Here is a 15,926-nt window from a genome sequence, read left to right as displayed (position 1 = left end):
ACAGGAGTTCCGGCCATGATCAGAATCGGGATTATTCTCGGCAGTACCCGCCCCAACCGTAACGGTCTGCAGGTCGCACAGTGGGTTCTGGACACGGCCTCGCGTCGCGACGACGCCGAGTTCGAACTGATCGACCTGCGCGAGCACCCGCTACCGCATCTGGACGAGCCGGTAGCGCCGATGTTCGGGCCCTCCGTAAATGAGCACACCCGCGCCTGGGCCGAGCTGATCGGCGCGTTCGACGGCTTCGTGGTGGTGACCCCCGAGTACAACCACTCGGCCCCCGGCGTGCTGAAGAACGCCATCGACCACCTGTTCGCGGAATGGGCCGACAAGGCGGTGGGATTCGTCTCCTACGGCGCGGGTGGCGGCATCCGCGCGGTGGAGCATCTGCGGCTGGTCTGCAGCACCCTGCGCATGGCCGATGTGAGCCACCAGGTCGCGATCTCGGTGCTCACCGATTTCGAGAACTTCACCGTCTTCACACCGCGCGACCACCACGCCACAGCCCTGAACACGCTGCTGGATCAGGTCATCACATGGAGCACCGCACTCGCCCCGCTTCGGCAGGCCGACGCCGAAACCACACTCGTCAGCTCCTGAGGAGCACGACAACTCGCCGCTGCCGGACTCACCGCCGGGGGAGAGTGGAATGGGCGTGGGCGGATGCCGCCAAACGTCGATTCGTCACGCGCAGTTGCCGTTCCGTGCTGTTCGTGAGGTCGTCGACTTGCTCGGTCGTCAACTGCCCGCACGGCTGTCCCCAGTGCAGCGCGATATCGTCCCCCGGGGCTGCGTCGGGGAGCGCGGCGTAGCCGTCGGTCCACACCGGGATGGTTCGCCGTATCGTCTCCGACAGTGATAGGCGTGCGCCGTCCCAGCACAACCGGCGGGTCGCGACGGTGAGGTCGTCGCGGTGGCGATCCAGCACGGTCGCGGCCGTGATGCGGCAGTTGTCGAGGATTTCCAAGGGCTGGTCGCCGCCGGTGGCGACCAGCACCCTGGTCCACGGGTAGACACCGAAGACGTGGAAGCTGTGGTTCGCGGCTGCCTCCGGAGCGAGGTCTGGCCCCAGATGGGACCAGTACACACCCGCGATCGGGGCGATGAGTCCCAGCAACTCGGCGAGGAATTCGGGGCCGTCGAGCTCGGCGCCGATGCCCCCACCCAGCCAATAGGATGCCACCAGTCGCTCATCGAGCGGGTCGGTGACACCGGTCAGGCGCGACATGGCCCGCAGGTAGGGCCATGCGCCGGAGAAGCCACGCGCGAGGTCCCGCACTCGTTTGCCATCGCGTTCCCGTAGCGCCGCGGCGTGCTCGGGCCCGCAGTAGCCGAGGTGGTTGGGCGCGTACGCGTAGCGCGCGAACATTTCCACACCGTCCATCAGGTCGATTCCTCCGATAGCGATGCGCTCCAGCGACTTTCGATATCGCCGTAATGCCAGATCGCGAATGCGGCGGCCCAGGTGAACGCGAAGAGACCGACGATGATGAAGCCCATCGTGGCGAGGTCCAGGCCTCCGATCCAGGCGAGCACCCCGCTGGTGACATCGAGTTTCTCGGTGAGGATGGAAAGGAGCTTCTGGACACCGATCAGCAGGGCCACCGCGACCGAGAGCCCGGTGACCACCATGTTGTAGTAGATCTTGCGGATCGGTCCGGCAAAGGCCCAGCCGTAGGCGTAGTTCATGAACGTACCGTCCAGCGCGTCGAACAGCGACATGCCCGCCGAGAACAGAACGGGCAGAACGAGAATCGCGTACCAGGGCAGCCCGGTGGCGGCCGCGCCGCCGGCGATCACCAGCAGACCCACTTCGGTGACGGTGTCGAAACCGAGGCCGAACAAAAGCCCCACCACATACATCTGCCACGGCCTGCGCACCGCGCGCATGACCGGCGCCAGGACCCGGTTGAGTACGCCGCGGGAGTCCAGTGCGCGCTCGAGTTGCTCTTCGCTGTAGCCGCCGCGCCGCATCGCGCGCAAGACCTGCCAGATCCCGAGCAGTGCGATCAGGTTCAGCAGTCCGATGAGGATCAGGAAAGTCCCCGAGACCGATGTGCCGAACACCCCGGTCCACTGCTGTAACCGCGAGTCCTCGTTTTCGAGGTTGCGCGCCAGCGCGGTAACCCCGAGGGCCAGCAGCGCGACGAGAACGAAGACGATGCTGGAGTGCCCCAAGGAGAACCAGAAGCCGACCGCGAGCGGTTTCTGCTTGTCCGCCACGAGTTTTCGTGTCGTGTTGTCGATCGCCGCGATATGGTCGGCGTCGAAGGCGTGTCTCATGCCCAGCGTGTAGGCGGTGACGCCGAGCCCGACGCCGAATATCGCGCCATTCACCATGTACTGCTCGGGCACGATCAGCAACAGCAGCGCCCCCCATCCCACGATGTGCAGAATGACGATCGTTGCTGTCATGCCGAGGATGCTGCGCCGCTGCCCGCCGTCGAATCCGACCCAGACATCTCGCACCCTCGTGGTGACTGTTGTCATCCCCACGGTCCCATCTTCCCAACTCATCGGCGCAGCCACCGCCGTGTTCAACAGATTCGCGGTAGCTGTTCTCCTGCGGGCAGATCCACGACGCGGGTACCGCCGAGGGCGGTGCGGGCCACCACCATCCCCGGGTGTTCGGCAACGCAATTGCCCACGATTGCCGCGTGTGCGCCGAGCGGATGCGCATGCAGGGCATCGAGGACGCGGTCGGCGTCCTCGGCGGGTACGAACGCGACGAGTTTGCCTTCGTTGGCGACATACAGCGGGTCGAGGCCGAGCAACCCGCAGGCATCGCGCACCCCGACGGGAACCGGGATCGCCCGTTCGTCGAGCTCGACGCCGACACTCGAGGCGCGGGCGATCTCGTTGAGGGAGGCGGCCATTCCGCCGCGCGTGGGATCGCGCAGCACGTGCACATCCGCGCCGGTGGCGAGCATGGCCGCGACCAATCCGTGCAGTGGCGCGGTGTCGCTGCACAGGGTCGTGCCGAATTCGAGGCCTTCCCGGCAGCTCAGTACCGCGATGCCGTGCAGTCCGATCTCGCCGCTGACCAGCACGATATCGCCGGGCCTTGCGCGCTGGGGCCGGATGTCGACGCCTTCCGGGACCAGTCCGATGCCCGCGGTGTTGATGAAGATGCCATCGCCGTGCCCCGCGTCGACGACCTTCGTGTCGCCGGTGACCAGCCGAACTCCGGCCGCGAGTGCGGCGGTGCCGACGGCCTCGGCGATGCGGGCGATTTCGGCCAGCGCCGTACCCTCTTCGAGGATGAACGCGGTCGAGAGCACCATCGGTCGGGCGCCGGACATCGCCAGATCGTTCACCGTGCCGTTCACCGCGAGGTCACCGATCGAGCCGCCTGGGAACACCAGCGGCTTGACCACGAATGAGTCGGTGGAGAACGCCAGTCGCACACCACCGAGGGCGAGCACCGCCGAATCGCCGAGCTCGGTTTCGGCGGCCGCGCCGAACGCGGGCAGGAACAGATGCTCGATCAGCTCACCCGACATCGCGCCGCCGCCGCCATGTCCCATCACGATATTGGGCGCGTCGCGCAGCGGCATGGGGCAGACCCAACCATCGATGTCGAGTGGGGGCGATGCGGCTGCCCCACTGCCATTGGTCTCAGGCATGGGCGGCCTCCGCGGGCAGATCGAGCCGCCGATACAGGTAGTACGCGGCACACGCGCCTTCGGAGGAAACCATCGTGGCACCCAACGGGTTTCGCGGAGTGCACTCCTTGCCGAACGCGGCGCACTCGTGCGGTTTGATCAAGCCCTGGAGCACTTCACCGGAACGACACACCGAAGACTCGGCGGTGTGCAGATCGCCGACGGAGAAACGCTGTTCGGCGTCGTAGTCGCGGTAGCGCGGCGAGAGCCGCCAGCCGCTGCGGGGGATCACGCCGATGCCGCGCCACGCCCGGTCGGTGACCTCGAATACGTCCTCGAGCATCGCCTTGGCCGCGGGATTCCCGGCTGCGGCCACCGCGCGGGGATAGGCGTTCTCGACCTCGTGGCGTCCCTGCTCGAGCTGGAGCACGGTGCGCCGGATGCCCTCGAGGATGTCCAGCGGTTCGAATCCGGTGACCACCATCGGAACCTTGTATTTCGCTGCCAGCGGCGGATATTCGCCGGTGCCCATCACCGTGCAGACGTGCCCGGCGGCGAGGAATCCCTGAACCCGGCAGCTGGGCGACTCCATGATCGCCGCGATGGCCGGTGGGACGAGCACGTGCGAGACCAGCAGCGAGAAATTCTCGATGCCGAGCCGTTGGGCCTGGTACACCGTCATGGCGTTGGCGGGAGCGGTGGTCTCGAATCCGATGCCGAAGAACACCACCTGACGGTCCGGGTTGTTCTTGGCCAGTTCCAGCGCGTCCAGTGGTGAGTAGACCACCCGCACGTCGCCGCCTTCGCTCTTGACCCGGAACAGATCCTTGTGGCTGCCGGGTACCCGCAGCATATCGCCGAAGGAGCAGAAGATCACCCCGGGCCGGGCGGCGATCTCCAGTGCCTTGTCGATCACCTCGAGCGGGGTGACGCACACCGGGCAACCGGGCCCGTGGATCATCTCGATCTGATCGGGCAACAGCTGGTCGATGCCGTGGCGGATGATCGAATGTGTCTGTCCGCCACACACTTCCATGATCGACCACCGCCTGCTGGTGGCGGCGCGAATGCGGTCGAGCAGGTGCCGCGCCAGCTCGGGATTGCTGAATTCGTCCAGGTACTTCATGACTTCGCCTCCTGGTCGTCGCCGGTCGCTCCGGACGCGGATGCGTCGGAATTGCTCGCCCCGGGCTGTGGGGCATCGGGGTTGTCGAGACCGGCCTGCTTCGCCGCGATGGCGAAACCGTCGCCGAACTCCTCCTTCAGTACGCCGAGATGTTCGAACTCGGCCAGCGTCCGCATCGCGGATTCTTCATCCAGGCGTTGGATCGCGAACCCGACGTGCACCACGACGTAATCGCCGACTGCCACGTCCGGGATGTATTGCAGACACACGTCTTTGCGGACGCCGCCGAAGTCGACCTCCGACATCAGCGTGCCGTCGCGTTCGTGGACGCTGAGCACCTTTCCGGGAACCGCAAGACACATCGCTTGTCTCCTTCACTCACACGGCGCCGACCACCAGGAGCTGACCGAACGCGATCCCGCCGTCGTTCGGTGGCAGTCTGCGATGACTGATGACGCGGAATCCGTCGCGCCGCAGCGAACGGGTGCAACTCGACAACAGCAGCGCGTTCTGGAACACACCGCCCGACAACGCGATCACCGACCGCGGCGCGGCAAAACGCCGTGCCGCCTCGTGCACGAGGTCGGCGACAGCGGCGTGGAATCGGGCGCCGATGACCGCGGGCGCTACGCCGCCCACGGCGTCGGCGACGACCTCGGCGAGCACCGGGGCGGGATCGACCCGGGCGGGATCGCCGTCGTGCCAAGCGAATCGGTACCGGCCCGCCGCATCGCGGGCCCCGCGGGCCATGCCTTCGAGTTCGATCGCGGCCTGGGCCTCATAGTCGACGACGTGCCGCACCCCGGCCAGGGAGGCGACCGCGTCGAACAGCCTGCCCATGCTCGAGGTCGGCGCGCAGCCGAGGCCGGTGTCGAATTGGTGCTCGAGCACGGCCCGCTCGGGTGCCGGGCATGCGTCGACCGAGGCGATGGCAGGGGACCATTCGATACCCGCCGCACGCAGATGCGACAGCGCCATCCGGTAGGGCTTGCGTACGCTGAGGTCGCCGCCCGCCAAGGGCACATACGACAGGTGCGCCAAGCGCCGGTAGCCCTTGTACCCGGCGACGAGCACCTCGCCGCCCCAGATCGCGCCGTCGGGTCCGTACCCGGTGCCGTCGAAGGCGATACCGAGAACCGTTTCGTTCGCATCGATCCCGTGCTCGCCCATCACCGCGGCCAGATGTGCGTGATGGTGTTGCACGGTGTGCACCGGTCGGTCGGCCGCGTGCGCACGGGCCCACGCGGTCGACCGGTAGCCGGGGTGGGCGTCAGCGGCGAGTTGGGCCGGGTGCACACAGGTGAGTTCCTCCAGGTGCGATCGCGCCGTGTCGAACGCCTGCAAGGTGGCCAGATCGTCCATGTCGCCGATGTGCTGACTGAGCCAGGCGTACCGCCCGTCGGCGACGGCGCAGGTGTTCTTCAGATCGGCGCCGACGGCCAGGGTCGGCGGAACCGGGATGGGCAGCGCCAGCGGCAGCGGCGCGTAGCCGCGAGAGCGGCGCACCGGCAGTTCGGCGCCGTCCACGACACGCACCACCGAGTCGTCGCACGGAACGAGAATGCGCCGGTTGTGGCCGAGCCAGGCGTCGGCGAGCCCGGCCAGACGGGTGCGGGCGTCGGCGTCGGCGTAGCAGATCGGTTCGCCGCCGAGATTGCCGGAGGTCATCACCAGCACGTCGGGGCCGGGCGGGTCGCCGGGCAGGCCGAACAACAGCAGATGCAATGGGGTGTAGGCGAGCATGACGCCGAGGTCGGGGCTGCCGGGGGCGACCGCTTCCGCGACTGGCCGTTCGCCACGTGGCAGCAGCACGATCGGCCGCTGCGGACCGCTCAGCAGGGTCTCGCCGGTGGGATCGATGGTCACGATCCGCGCCGCGGCGTCCAAGTCGGCGACCATGACGGCGAACGGCTTATTGCCGCGCCGCTTGCGGCGGCGCAATTCGGCAACGGCCGTGTCGTTGTCGGCGTCACAGGCGAGGTGGTAGCCGCCGATGCCCTTGACCGCGAGAATCGCTCCGGCGCATAGCAATTCGCGCGCCGCGGCGAGCGGGCGCGTCGGATCACCGGGCCCGGTGTAGGACAGAGTGGGCCCGCAGGCCGGACAGGCGATGGGCTGGGCGTGGAACCGCCGATCGGCGGGATCGGTGTATTCGCGGGCGCAGCGCGCGCACATGGCGAAATCGGCCATGGACGTGCGTTCGCGGTCGTAGGGCAGCCCGGCGATGATGGTGAATCGCGGGCCGCAGTTGGTGCAGTTGACGAAGGGGTGGCGGTAGCGGCGGTCGGCGGGGTCGCGCAGTTCGCGCGCGCAGTCCGTACAGATCGCCACGTCGGGGGAGACCAGGGTGCGTCCGGCGCCGCCGCGCACGGTGTCTCCGATCAGGAATCCGGTACCGCCTCGGGTATCGACCGCGGCCTGCTCGACCGAGGCGACGGCGGCCAGTGGTGGCGGTGATTCGTGCACCCGGCGGATGAACTCCCGCACCGATGCCTCGGCGCCCTCGATCTCGATGACGACGCCGTCGGTGTCGTTGACGACGCTGCCGGTCAGCGCGAGCTCGACGGCCGTGGTGTAGACGAACGGCCGGAATCCGACGCCTTGCACCACGCCGCGCACGAGCAGGCGGCGGCGAACGCGGTCGGCGCTCATGACTGCTCTCCACTGCCGAGCAGGCGCAGCCCGGCCATCGCCCGCTCCGCGCCATCGGCGTCGGTCTTCTCGACGACGAATCCCATGTGGATGATCACCCAATCACCCGGCGCGGCGGGCTGATCCGCGGCGAGCAGACCGATATTGACCTTGCGCTTCTCGCCGGACACCTCGACAACGGCGATCTGCCCGTGGTAGCCGTCCGGAATCTCCACGACCCGCCCCGGAATGCCCAGGCACATGATCACACCTCCCGTCCAGCGCGCAATTGCGCGGCGATGCGCTCGACCGCGGCCGCGGCAGGGTCGACGGCCGCGGCGACGGCCGCGCTGAGACCGATCCCGTCGGCCACCGAGTCCACCTGGCAACCGACGACGACGGTCGGCGGCACGACACCGCCGAGCGCGCGCACCGCGGCGAAGACGGCCTCCGGATTCATCGCGTGCGCGTCCATGGCCGTCGTGGCACTCGACTCGGGTTCGGCGCGTAGGATCTGCACGCGGCCGGGTTCGCCGGTATTCGGCAGAGCGTCCACCAGCACCACCGCATCCCACCCGTCGAGCAGGTCGTAGGCCAGATGCAACCCGCGAATGCCGTAGTCGACGATCCGCTGGTCCCCAGCCGACGCCGCGGGTAGCCGGCGGACCACCTCGGGGCCGAATCCGTCGTCGCCGAGGAAGATATTGCCGATCCCGGCAACGAGCACGCGAGCGCTCATCTCACATGTGGCGAATCTTGAGATAACGCCGGAGGTCGGGGATCGACCGTATGCCGAGATACGCGCCGACCACGACGATGACCGCCACCACCGCGGTGGCGGCTACACCGACTGCTTCCATGACCGTATTCCTTTCACTCGTCGCCGTTGACAATCGGTTCGAGCTCATCGGGTGCGAAATACAGGTAGCGGCCATACCATTCGTGCAGATCGGCCGCCGGATCGTCGTCGATGACCACGCCGACGTGCGTTTCGCCGTCGACGTCGGCGTGTACCGAGGTGACGCGCGCCGACCTGCCCTCGTAGAACAGGTCGTGGGCGTCGGCGCGCCGCGTCGGGCGCAGCCGAACCCGGCTGCCCTTGCGCACCGACACCCCGCCGATCGGGACCGCGTCCGATTCCGGGCGCACCGCGCCGTCGGCTGCGGGATCCCACCAGTTCATGCCCTCGGGCACCTCGGGCACCAAGCGCGGTGCCGGCTCGCGCCACAGCCCGTGCAGGTCGTGCATGGCCTCGGGCGTCATGCGATCGCAGCGGTCGATGATCTCGGCCGCTCGGGGGTCGGTGGCGCGGGCCCGTTCCTTCTCGTCGTCGGTCATCGTCATCACCCGCAGGGTGAGGATTTCGTCGATCTCGGTGGAGTCGAACAGCTGGCCCGCGCTCTGCTCGGCGATCTCGGGATGGTCGTAGAGAATGATCGGCGACACCAGGACAACGCCCTTGTGCCCGGGCGGCCCGGCCAATACCGGGAAACAGCGGTGCTGGGTGCAGTGCTCGACAGCCGTCTCGGCGCCGGGTTCGGGATCGAGGAGCGAGACGAACTCACCGCCGTCGAGTTCGGCGATCACGTGGGCGCCGAGCATGGACCGGGCGGTGGCGTCGCCCGAACTCGTGGCCGCGCGGCCGCTGTTGCGCAGCCGTATCCCAACGCGCCGATATACACCCTCGGGGGCGACTGTCAGTTCGAGTGTGCCCTCGATCGGTGATCGGGTGCGCACTACCGTGCCCGCCGCCGACCCCGGAATCGGTTCGACCGCCTGCCAGCCCGGCACTTCGATCGGCATCGTCGTATTCGCCAACGACGATGGACCGCAGGGGATTTCGCATTCGGCGGCCTCGTCCCAGCTGACCCATCGGCGACCGTCGACGAGCAGTTCGGCGCGCGCGGTTCCGTCCAGCTCGATCGTTCGGCGCTGCAATTGCAGAAACCGCGCGGTGAGCGTGATCCGGGTGGTCCGGGGCGCGCGGACGATGCATTCGGCGGCCAGCGAGTCGTCCTCGCCGAATCCGGCCGCGGCCGCGCCGGGCGGGCCGAGTACACCGAACTGCCAGCGGGACTGGTTCTTTCGGGCGTCCGACCGGTACGGGTACAGCAGGTATCCCTCGTACAGCACGGCGTCGGCGATCGCGCGGGCGCGGGTCATGGCGGCGTTCACGGCGCGGACTCCTCGGTGAGCAGTTTGGCGACAGCGTCGTCGAATCCGAGCAACCCGTGCGAGGACTTGTAGGCGGCCAGCGCTTCGACATTCTCCCGGCGCAACCGCACCCAGCCGGAGTTCGGATAGTGGGTGTCCATGAGATCGCGCCATGTGCCGACCGGCATGTCGAATTTGTCCTCACGGTCCCATGGCACCTGCTGAACGGCGAAACCCCTTTCCCCTCTGATGAATACGGTGCCGCTGAACAGGAAGATCAGGGGGACGGTGCCTTCGCGCAGGGCGTGCAGGTACTTCGAGCCGGTGACCTCGAAGTCGTAGGTGCACGGCATCGGCAGTTCGACCTCGGCGCCGCCGGCGAAGCCGGGCACCATGGTGGCACAGTGCATCCAGGTGAAAGACTTCTGTGTTTCGTGCCAGCGTTCGCGCGGGCCGAAAAGGTCGACCAACCCCGCGCCTTCGGCATCGGAGTAGCCGCGCCGGAAGGGTTCGATGCGCACCTGGGCGCGCAGCGCGATCGCGTGCACCGGCTCCTCGGCCAGCGCGGCGATGCCGATGCGCGCCGACAGATTCGGGGTGACCGCGTACGGTTCCGGCCGCACCTCGAGCACCGCGAAGGTCATCGCATAGGCCGGACTCATCACGCCACCTCCGGGCGGGCCCGAGCCGACATCGCGGCGAAGAATTCCGCGATGAAGTCCCTGGCTTCCTTGCCGCCGTCGAATCCGCGCCACAGCATCCGCATCCGTCCGACGAACTCGTAGCAGGCATCGATCGGCAGCAGCAGTACCGCGCCGGGACCGCCGCGCTGCGGCATTCGGATGAGCAGGGCCTCGACATCCGGCGCGAGCCGGTCGAGCTCGGGATGGCGATCCAGGATCGCCCGCCATTCCTGCAGCGGCAGTTCGGATTCGGTGGCCCCTGCCGGTCCCGGATAGAACGCGACAGTGCGCCCGAGCGCCGAATTGACGAAGAAGAACGCCAGCCCGACCGGGATGTCGAGGGCATCCCATTCACCCTGACCGATCACACAGTCCGGAAACGAGACGTAGTGGTCGGGCACCGCACGGTAGCGCAGTGCGGCATGCTGATCGGTGAACAGCAGATAGCACAGCGCGCACACGCACATCAGTTGCCTGCCTTCGACATCCACCACATGCCGGTGCTGCGCGCCGACCGGTTCGGCGCACATCTCGCACCGCTCTCCGGCGGCCGCGGGCGGGGTCGGGTCGGTCGCGATACGACGCAGTGCGCGCAGGCCCCGGTTCATCCGTGGACCTCCGCGGGCACGGCCACCGAGATCGCACCGGAGCGCACCAGCACGGGGAACGGCTCCAGATGCCCTTCGCCGTCCAGCCGCGCTCCGGCGTGCACCACGTCGAAATGGGCCAGGCACCCCGGACAGCGCAGCACCGCCGAGCCTGCCGGGGCACCCATCCTGCGGTGCAGCGCGGCGCCCGCCATCGAACGCCCACAGGCCGCGCAGCGGTCGCGATAGACGAACAGGTCCGCGCCAACCCTGCACGCCAGCACCGATACGCCGCCGACGGTGAACCCGCCGACCTCGCCCGCCGCCAAGTCCGCGAGCTCCGGGACCGGGATCCAGCTGCCCGCGGGCGGATCGCCGGTATGCACGCGCGCGAACAGCGCTTCGGCCGGTATCACCCCCGGCTGCGCCGCCGCAGCGGCGACCACCTCGATCGCGTCGATCTCCGGTGCGGCCGCACGTACCGCGTCCTCCACGGCCAGTTCCAGAGTCACCGACGACGAAGGGCATGTGCGGCAACTACCGGACAGCTCGAGCCGCACGACACCATCGGCGACATCGATGAGCGTCACATCACCGCCGTGCGAGCCGAGGTAGGGGCGGACGCTGTCGAGCGCCGTCGCCACTCTCGTTCGCACGTCGTGCGGGTGCAGGCCGTGCACCAACAGCAGGCTCGCGACCAGATCGTCGCGGGTCAGCTCCTCGACGGTCCGCTCATCCAGCACGGCCATGACCCGGCCGAGTGCCGCGCCATAGAGGTCGACGACCTCACGCACGAGCCGCTCGGCGCGTTCGCGCGCTACCGGGCCGCCTGCCGAACAGGCATCCAGCAGGGTGTCGATCCGATCACCCGCTTCCCGCCACTGGTTGTCGTCGGTCGGTTTGGCTCGCTGCTGCGGGCGAGCATCCACGCTGTGCCTCCCGTCGTCGGCCCCGCCTGTCAATCCGCGGTGAGCGTCTGCGTCGGGGAATGCACCTTGTCCAGGGTTACGCCGTTGCCCAGATACATGTGCACCCCGCAGGGCAGGCACGGATCGAAGCTGCGCACCGTGCGCATGATGTCGATTCCCTTGAAGTGCTCCCGGTCGTTCTCCTCGAAAATCGGCTGCCCCTGTACCGCGTCCTCGTAGGGCCCCGACGTCCCGAGGGAGTCACGCGGACTGGCGTTCCACGGCGTCGGCGGATACGGGTGGTAGTTGGCGATCTTGCCGTCCCGGATGACCATGTGGTGCGAGAGCACACCGCGCACCGCCTCGGTGAAACCACAGCCGATGCTCTCGTCGGGCACCTCGAAGTCTTCCCAGGTCTTGGTGTTGCCCGCCCGGATCTCACCGAGCGCCTGCTCGGCGAAGTGCAGCGCGCATGCCGCCGCGTAGGCCTGGAAGTAGGTCCGCGCTCGGTCGCGTTCGATCGTGTTGCTGCCGTGCGTCGGAATCTTCCACTCCAGGGTGACCGGGCCTTTCAACGCGGTCTTGGGCAGGTTGATCTGCACGCTGGATCCGGTGGATTTGACGTAGCCGATGTCCACCAGCCCGGCCAGCGCCGTCGTCCACAGCCTTGCCAGCGGCCCACCGCCGGTGTCGAGCGCGAGATGGTCCTTGCCGTCGAACCAGCGGGGGGACATCACCCAGCTGTACTTGTCGTCCAGGTCGCGCTTCTGCGGTTTCGGGTTGGTGTGCTGATTCCACGGGTGACGCCGGTCGACCGGATTGCCGAGCGGATCGTTCGTGACGAACATTTCCTGATCGGTCCAGTCCTCGTAATACGAACTGCCCAACAGGATCCGGATGCCGAGATTGATGTCGACCAGCGAGGTGGTGATCAGCTTCCCGTCCACGACGACGCCGGGGCTGACGAACATCCGCCGACCCCACTGCTCCATGTCCTTGTAGTTGAAGTTGCACACCTCGGGATCCTGGAACGATCCCCAGCAGCCGAGCAGTGTGCGGCGCAGCCCCACATTCTCATAGCCCGGCAACGCCTCGTAGAAGAAGTCGAACAGGTCGTCGTGCATCGGCACGACCTTCTTCATGAACTCCACATAACGCATCAGCCGCGACATGTAGTCGGTCATCAGCTGAATCGTCGCGACCGTGCCGACCCCGCCGGGATACAGCGTCGAGGGGTGCACGTGCCTGCCCTCCATGAGCGAGAACATTTCGCGCGTGTACCGACTGACCTGCAGCGCCTCCCGATAGAACTCGCCGCTGAACGGATTGAGCGCCCGCATGATCTCGGCGACGGTGCGATACCCGTGGTCACCGGCGTGCGGCGCCTCGGTGCGCTCGGCGAGTTCGAGCACGCCCGGATTGGTCTCGGCGACCATCTTCTCGCAGAAGTCCACCCCGACCAGGTTCTCCTGGAAAATGTTGTGGTCGAACATGTACTCGGCGGCCTCGCCGAGGTTGACGATCCACTCGCCGAGGGCCGGTGGTTTGACCCCGTAGGCCATGTTCTGGCAGTAACACGAGCAGGTCGCGTGGTTGTCACCACAGATGCCGCAGATGCGGCTGGTGATGAAGTGCGCGTCGCGGGGGTCCTTGCCCTTCATGAAAATCGAATAGCCGCGGAAGATCGATGAGGTGCTGTGGCACTCGACCACCTCGCGACTCGAAAAGTCGATCTTGGTGTAGATGCCCAGGCTGCCGACGATACGGGTGATCGGATCCCAGGCCATCTCGACCAGGGCGTCGGGTTCGATCTTGCGATGCGACGGATCGGGAATGATCGCTGTCATCGAAGTATCTCCCTACCAGGTGCGTGTCGCGCCGGATTCGAGCTTCCCGCCCTTGTGCCGCCAGCGCGGTTCCTTGTCGACGGTGCGGGCGGTGATGTGGCGAAGGCTGCGGATCACCGATCCGTACAGCCCGGAAGTGGTCGAGGACAGCCTGCTGCCCGGCGGTTCGTCCATGAACGGCATGAACTTGTCCGGGAATCCCGGCATCGTGCAGCCGATGCAGATGCCACCCACATTCGGGCACCCGCCGACGCCGTTGACCCAACCGCGCTTGGGCACGTTGCACTTGACGACCGGACCCCAACAGCCCAGCTTCACAAGGCATTTCGGCGATCCGTACTCTTCGGCGAAATCACCCTGCTCGTAGTAGCCGGCCCGGTCGCAACCTTCGTGCACGGTGGCGCCGAACAACCACTTCGGGCGCAGCGCATCGTCGAGCGGGATCATCGGCGCCTGGCCCGTGGCCAGGTAGAGCAGGTAGGTAAGGGTCTCGGACAGATTGTCGGGCTGGATCGGACAGCCGGGCACGCAGACGATCGGAATGCCCGCTTTGCTCTTCCAATCCCAGCCGAGATAGTCCGGGACACCCATCGCGCCGGTCGGGTTTCCCGCCATGGCGTGGATGCCGCCGTACGTCGCGCAGGTGCCCGCGGCGACCACCGCGATCGCCTTGGGCGCCAGCCGATCGAGCCATTCGCTCGTCGTCATCGGCTGACCGGTCGCAGGATTGTTGCCGAAGGCGCACCAGTAACCCTCTTCGTGCAACTGCTCATTGGGGATCGAGCCCTCGACGACCAGAACGAACGGATCGAGTTCGCCGCGATCTCCCTTGAAGAACCACTCCAGGAAATCGTCCGCGCCGCCGGTTGGACCGCATTCGAAATCAATGAGCGGCCAATGCACAGCAATCTTCGGTAAACCGGGGAGTGCTCCGAGTGCGATCTCTTCGATGCTCGGCTGGGTGGCGGCGGTGAGGGACACCGAATCGCCGTCACAGCTGAGTCCCGCATTGATCCATAGGACGTGGATCAACGTATCTTCGGCTTTTACTGCTTCCTGAGTTGGCATCGGACTGCCACCTTCCGGAGCGGGGCACGCGGATGCCTCCCCGGTCAGCTCCACCGACTCATCCGCATGTGAATCTGATCACATGAGTCTAGGTCTGAGAGCCAACGGCTTTCAAGGCATCGATATGCCTGCAGTTAGCTGAGTGGTGAGCCACTCGTACCAGAGAGCCAGTCCATCGCCGACGGTCGCCGATACCGGAATGATCGTTACGCCGGGATTCACCGACCGCGCGTACTCCATGCATCGCTCCGGATCGAAGTCCACATACGGCAGCAGATCGGTTTTATTGATCAGCACCAGCTCCGCGGCAGCAAATATGTGCGGGTATTTCAACGGCTTGTCGGTCCCCTCGGTGACCGAGATGATCACGACCTTGCCCGCCTCGCCCAGATCGAACAATGCCGGGCAGACCAGATTGCCCACATTCTCCACGAACAGCAGGCTGCCCGGCGCCGGTTCCAGCGCGTCGAGAGCGCGCCGCATCATGTCCGCGTCGAGATGGCAGCCCGCGCCGGTATTCACCTGTACGACCTTGCATCCGGTCGCCTCGATGCGCCGCGCATCCAGCACGGTGGCCTGATCGCCCTCGATTACGCCCACCGGAACAGATTCGAGGTCGCGGATGGTTCGCTCGATCAGGGTCGTCTTCCCCGCGCCCGGCGAACTGGTCATATTCAGTGCCAAGATCCCGCGTTCGCGCAATCGCGCACGGTTGGCCGCGGCGAGCTCGTCGTTCTTGGCGAGCACCTTCTGTTCGAGGGTCAGCGTGGTCAGAGCGTGCTCATGGGAGTGCTCGTGTTCATGACCCGGACCATGCTCATGGTGGACATGATCGTGCGGGTGATCGTGGTCCTGGTGCCCGACGGTGATCACGGCGACCCCGTCGCCCTCGCATCCGCAGGTTGCGCACATCGCTCACTCACCTCCATCGATACGATTCGAAGTTCCCGCCCCGCAGTGATCTCGACATCGGCGCTGCCGCAACGGCACAGCACGATGAGATCGGGCAGGAGGAATTCCGCCCCACAGTTTCGGCAATGCGCCGCCCCCTCGACGATGCGCAGGTCCAGCCGCGCTCCCTCGGCGATCGTCCCCTCGGTGGCGAGCTCGAAACAGAACTGCATGGACTCGGGCACCACAGCACACAGCGCGCCGACCTCGACCGCCACGCTGCGCACCGCGCGCCCCTTCGCATGCTCGCAGACGGCCTCGACAAGGTACTGGGTTATCGCCATTTCATGCATCCCGACCTCGCCTTTCGACAAGCCCTGGGATGAATCCTACCGCGCGGGCGAACTCGCCCGACCCGACCGG

The 15,926-nt window shown here is 67.0% G+C and carries 18 protein-coding genes; 1 reads left to right on the top strand and 17 read right to left on the bottom strand.

The window, feature by feature from the left end; all coding sequences use genetic code 11:
• Window positions 1-15: 15 nt before the first annotated feature.
• Window positions 16-603 (top strand): NADPH-dependent FMN reductase, encoded by a 588-nt coding sequence (locus tag ACHQ4I_RS25175; protein WP_420774309.1) that lies wholly within the window; start codon window positions 16-18, stop codon window positions 601-603.
• A gap of 28 nt (window positions 604-631) precedes the next feature.
• Here the strand turns inward: ACHQ4I_RS25175 and ACHQ4I_RS25170 are convergent, their stop codons facing one another.
• From ACHQ4I_RS25170 to ACHQ4I_RS25090, 17 genes are all read right to left on the bottom strand, one after another.
• The gene (locus ACHQ4I_RS25170; protein WP_420774308.1) at window positions 632-1,387 is read right to left on the bottom strand and encodes a DUF6390 family protein; all 756 of its coding nucleotides are present in this window, start codon (window positions 1,385-1,387) and stop codon (window positions 632-634) included.
• Window positions 1,387-2,493, bottom strand: coding sequence for a Nickel transporter NicT (gene nicT, locus ACHQ4I_RS25165; RefSeq protein ID WP_420774307.1), 1,107 nt, complete (start codon window positions 2,491-2,493; stop codon window positions 1,387-1,389). Before nicT ends, ACHQ4I_RS25170 begins: the two co-directional genes overlap by 1 nt.
• A gap of 47 nt (window positions 2,494-2,540) precedes the next feature.
• Window positions 2,541-3,629, bottom strand: a complete 1,089-nt coding sequence (gene hypE, locus ACHQ4I_RS25160) for a hydrogenase expression/formation protein HypE (RefSeq protein WP_420774306.1) — start codon at window positions 3,627-3,629, stop codon at window positions 2,541-2,543.
• Window positions 3,622-4,734: a hydrogenase formation protein HypD gene (gene hypD / locus ACHQ4I_RS25155; RefSeq protein WP_420774305.1), complete on the bottom strand. Its 1,113-nt coding sequence runs from the start codon at window positions 4,732-4,734 to the stop codon at window positions 3,622-3,624. Before hypD ends, hypE begins: the two co-directional genes overlap by 8 nt.
• Window positions 4,731-5,096 carry a HypC/HybG/HupF family hydrogenase formation chaperone gene (locus ACHQ4I_RS25150; protein WP_420774304.1) on the bottom strand — a complete coding sequence of 122 codons (366 nt, stop codon included), beginning with the start codon at window positions 5,094-5,096 and terminating at the stop codon, window positions 4,731-4,733. The genes hypD and ACHQ4I_RS25150 overlap by 4 nt, the downstream gene beginning before the upstream one ends.
• Before the next feature lie 16 nt (window positions 5,097-5,112).
• On the bottom strand, window positions 5,113-7,386 hold the full coding sequence (gene hypF, locus ACHQ4I_RS25145) for a carbamoyltransferase HypF (RefSeq protein WP_420774303.1): 2,274 nt from the start codon (window positions 7,384-7,386) through the stop codon (window positions 5,113-5,115).
• A complete protein-coding gene (locus ACHQ4I_RS25140) occupies window positions 7,383-7,628 on the bottom strand; it encodes a HypC/HybG/HupF family hydrogenase formation chaperone (protein WP_420774302.1) in 246 nt (81 codons plus the stop codon). The genes hypF and ACHQ4I_RS25140 overlap by 4 nt, the downstream gene beginning before the upstream one ends.
• A gap of 2 nt (window positions 7,629-7,630) precedes the next feature.
• A complete protein-coding gene (locus ACHQ4I_RS25135; protein WP_420774301.1) occupies window positions 7,631-8,104 on the bottom strand; it encodes a hydrogenase maturation protease in 474 nt (157 codons plus the stop codon).
• Window position 8,105: 1 nt separating this feature from the next.
• The gene (locus ACHQ4I_RS25130) at window positions 8,106-8,225 is read right to left on the bottom strand and encodes a DUF6893 family small protein (RefSeq protein WP_420774300.1); all 120 of its coding nucleotides are present in this window, start codon (window positions 8,223-8,225) and stop codon (window positions 8,106-8,108) included.
• Between the two features lie 13 nt (window positions 8,226-8,238).
• The gene (locus ACHQ4I_RS25125) at window positions 8,239-9,540 is read right to left on the bottom strand and encodes a hypothetical protein (RefSeq protein ID WP_420774299.1); all 1,302 of its coding nucleotides are present in this window, start codon (window positions 9,538-9,540) and stop codon (window positions 8,239-8,241) included.
• Entirely contained in the window at window positions 9,537-10,181 is a 645-nt protein-coding gene (locus ACHQ4I_RS25120) for a DUF6084 family protein (RefSeq protein ID WP_420774298.1), read from the bottom strand. Before ACHQ4I_RS25120 ends, ACHQ4I_RS25125 begins: the two co-directional genes overlap by 4 nt.
• Window positions 10,181-10,810, bottom strand: a complete 630-nt coding sequence (locus tag ACHQ4I_RS25115; protein ID WP_420774297.1) for a DUF5947 family protein — start codon at window positions 10,808-10,810, stop codon at window positions 10,181-10,183. The genes ACHQ4I_RS25120 and ACHQ4I_RS25115 overlap by 1 nt, the downstream gene beginning before the upstream one ends.
• A complete protein-coding gene (locus ACHQ4I_RS25110; RefSeq protein ID WP_420774296.1) occupies window positions 10,807-11,718 on the bottom strand; it encodes a NifU family protein in 912 nt (303 codons plus the stop codon). The genes ACHQ4I_RS25115 and ACHQ4I_RS25110 overlap by 4 nt, the downstream gene beginning before the upstream one ends.
• 29 nt (window positions 11,719-11,747) lie before the next feature.
• Window positions 11,748-13,544: a nickel-dependent hydrogenase large subunit gene (locus tag ACHQ4I_RS25105; protein ID WP_420774295.1), complete on the bottom strand. Its 1,797-nt coding sequence runs from the start codon at window positions 13,542-13,544 to the stop codon at window positions 11,748-11,750.
• A gap of 12 nt (window positions 13,545-13,556) precedes the next feature.
• On the bottom strand, window positions 13,557-14,612 hold the full coding sequence (locus tag ACHQ4I_RS25100) for an NADH-quinone oxidoreductase subunit B family protein (RefSeq protein ID WP_420774294.1): 1,056 nt from the start codon (window positions 14,610-14,612) through the stop codon (window positions 13,557-13,559).
• Between the two features lie 111 nt (window positions 14,613-14,723).
• Window positions 14,724-15,524 (bottom strand): hydrogenase nickel incorporation protein HypB, encoded by an 801-nt coding sequence (gene hypB / locus ACHQ4I_RS25095; RefSeq protein WP_420774293.1) that lies wholly within the window; start codon window positions 15,522-15,524, stop codon window positions 14,724-14,726.
• The gene (locus ACHQ4I_RS25090; protein ID WP_420774292.1) at window positions 15,482-15,856 is read right to left on the bottom strand and encodes a hydrogenase maturation nickel metallochaperone HypA/HybF; all 375 of its coding nucleotides are present in this window, start codon (window positions 15,854-15,856) and stop codon (window positions 15,482-15,484) included. Before ACHQ4I_RS25090 ends, hypB begins: the two co-directional genes overlap by 43 nt.
• Window positions 15,857-15,926: the final 70 nt, after the last annotated feature.

The sequence above is a fragment of the Nocardia nepalensis genome, from assembly GCF_048910785.1.
GTDB classification, from domain to species: Bacteria; Actinomycetota; Actinomycetes; order Mycobacteriales; family Mycobacteriaceae; genus Nocardia; species Nocardia nepalensis.
Note: the sequence above shows the minus strand (reverse complement) of the source record. Positions and strands in the feature narration are given on the sequence as shown.

Excerpts from the sequence above, each read along its gene's own strand:
- hypE (WP_420774306.1), bottom strand. The coding sequence starts at position 3,629 with ATGCCTGAGACCAATGGCAGTGGGGCAGCCGCATCGCCCCCACTCGAC.
- ACHQ4I_RS25130 (WP_420774300.1), bottom strand. The coding sequence starts at position 8,225 with ATGGAAGCAGTCGGTGTAGCCGCCACCGCGGTGGTGGCGGTCATCGTC.
- ACHQ4I_RS25140 (WP_420774302.1), bottom strand. The coding sequence starts at position 7,628 with ATGTGCCTGGGCATTCCGGGGCGGGTCGTGGAGATTCCGGACGGCTAC.
- ACHQ4I_RS25170 (WP_420774308.1), bottom strand. The coding sequence starts at position 1,387 with ATGGACGGTGTGGAAATGTTCGCGCGCTACGCGTACGCGCCCAACCAC.
- ACHQ4I_RS25175 (WP_420774309.1), top strand. The coding sequence starts at position 16 with ATGATCAGAATCGGGATTATTCTCGGCAGTACCCGCCCCAACCGTAAC.
- nicT (WP_420774307.1), bottom strand. The coding sequence starts at position 2,493 with ATGACAACAGTCACCACGAGGGTGCGAGATGTCTGGGTCGGATTCGAC.
- ACHQ4I_RS25100 (WP_420774294.1), bottom strand. The coding sequence starts at position 14,612 with ATGCCAACTCAGGAAGCAGTAAAAGCCGAAGATACGTTGATCCACGTC.
- ACHQ4I_RS25090 (WP_420774292.1), bottom strand. The coding sequence starts at position 15,856 with ATGCATGAAATGGCGATAACCCAGTACCTTGTCGAGGCCGTCTGCGAG.
- hypB (WP_420774293.1), bottom strand. The coding sequence starts at position 15,524 with ATGTGCGCAACCTGCGGATGCGAGGGCGACGGGGTCGCCGTGATCACC.
- ACHQ4I_RS25150 (WP_420774304.1), bottom strand. The coding sequence starts at position 5,096 with ATGTGTCTTGCGGTTCCCGGAAAGGTGCTCAGCGTCCACGAACGCGAC.
- ACHQ4I_RS25135 (WP_420774301.1), bottom strand. The coding sequence starts at position 8,104 with ATGAGCGCTCGCGTGCTCGTTGCCGGGATCGGCAATATCTTCCTCGGC.
- ACHQ4I_RS25120 (WP_420774298.1), bottom strand. The coding sequence starts at position 10,181 with ATGAGTCCGGCCTATGCGATGACCTTCGCGGTGCTCGAGGTGCGGCCG.
- ACHQ4I_RS25115 (WP_420774297.1), bottom strand. The coding sequence starts at position 10,810 with ATGAACCGGGGCCTGCGCGCACTGCGTCGTATCGCGACCGACCCGACC.
- ACHQ4I_RS25105 (WP_420774295.1), bottom strand. The coding sequence starts at position 13,544 with ATGACAGCGATCATTCCCGATCCGTCGCATCGCAAGATCGAACCCGAC.
- hypD (WP_420774305.1), bottom strand. The coding sequence starts at position 4,734 with ATGAAGTACCTGGACGAATTCAGCAATCCCGAGCTGGCGCGGCACCTG.
- hypF (WP_420774303.1), bottom strand. The coding sequence starts at position 7,386 with ATGAGCGCCGACCGCGTTCGCCGCCGCCTGCTCGTGCGCGGCGTGGTG.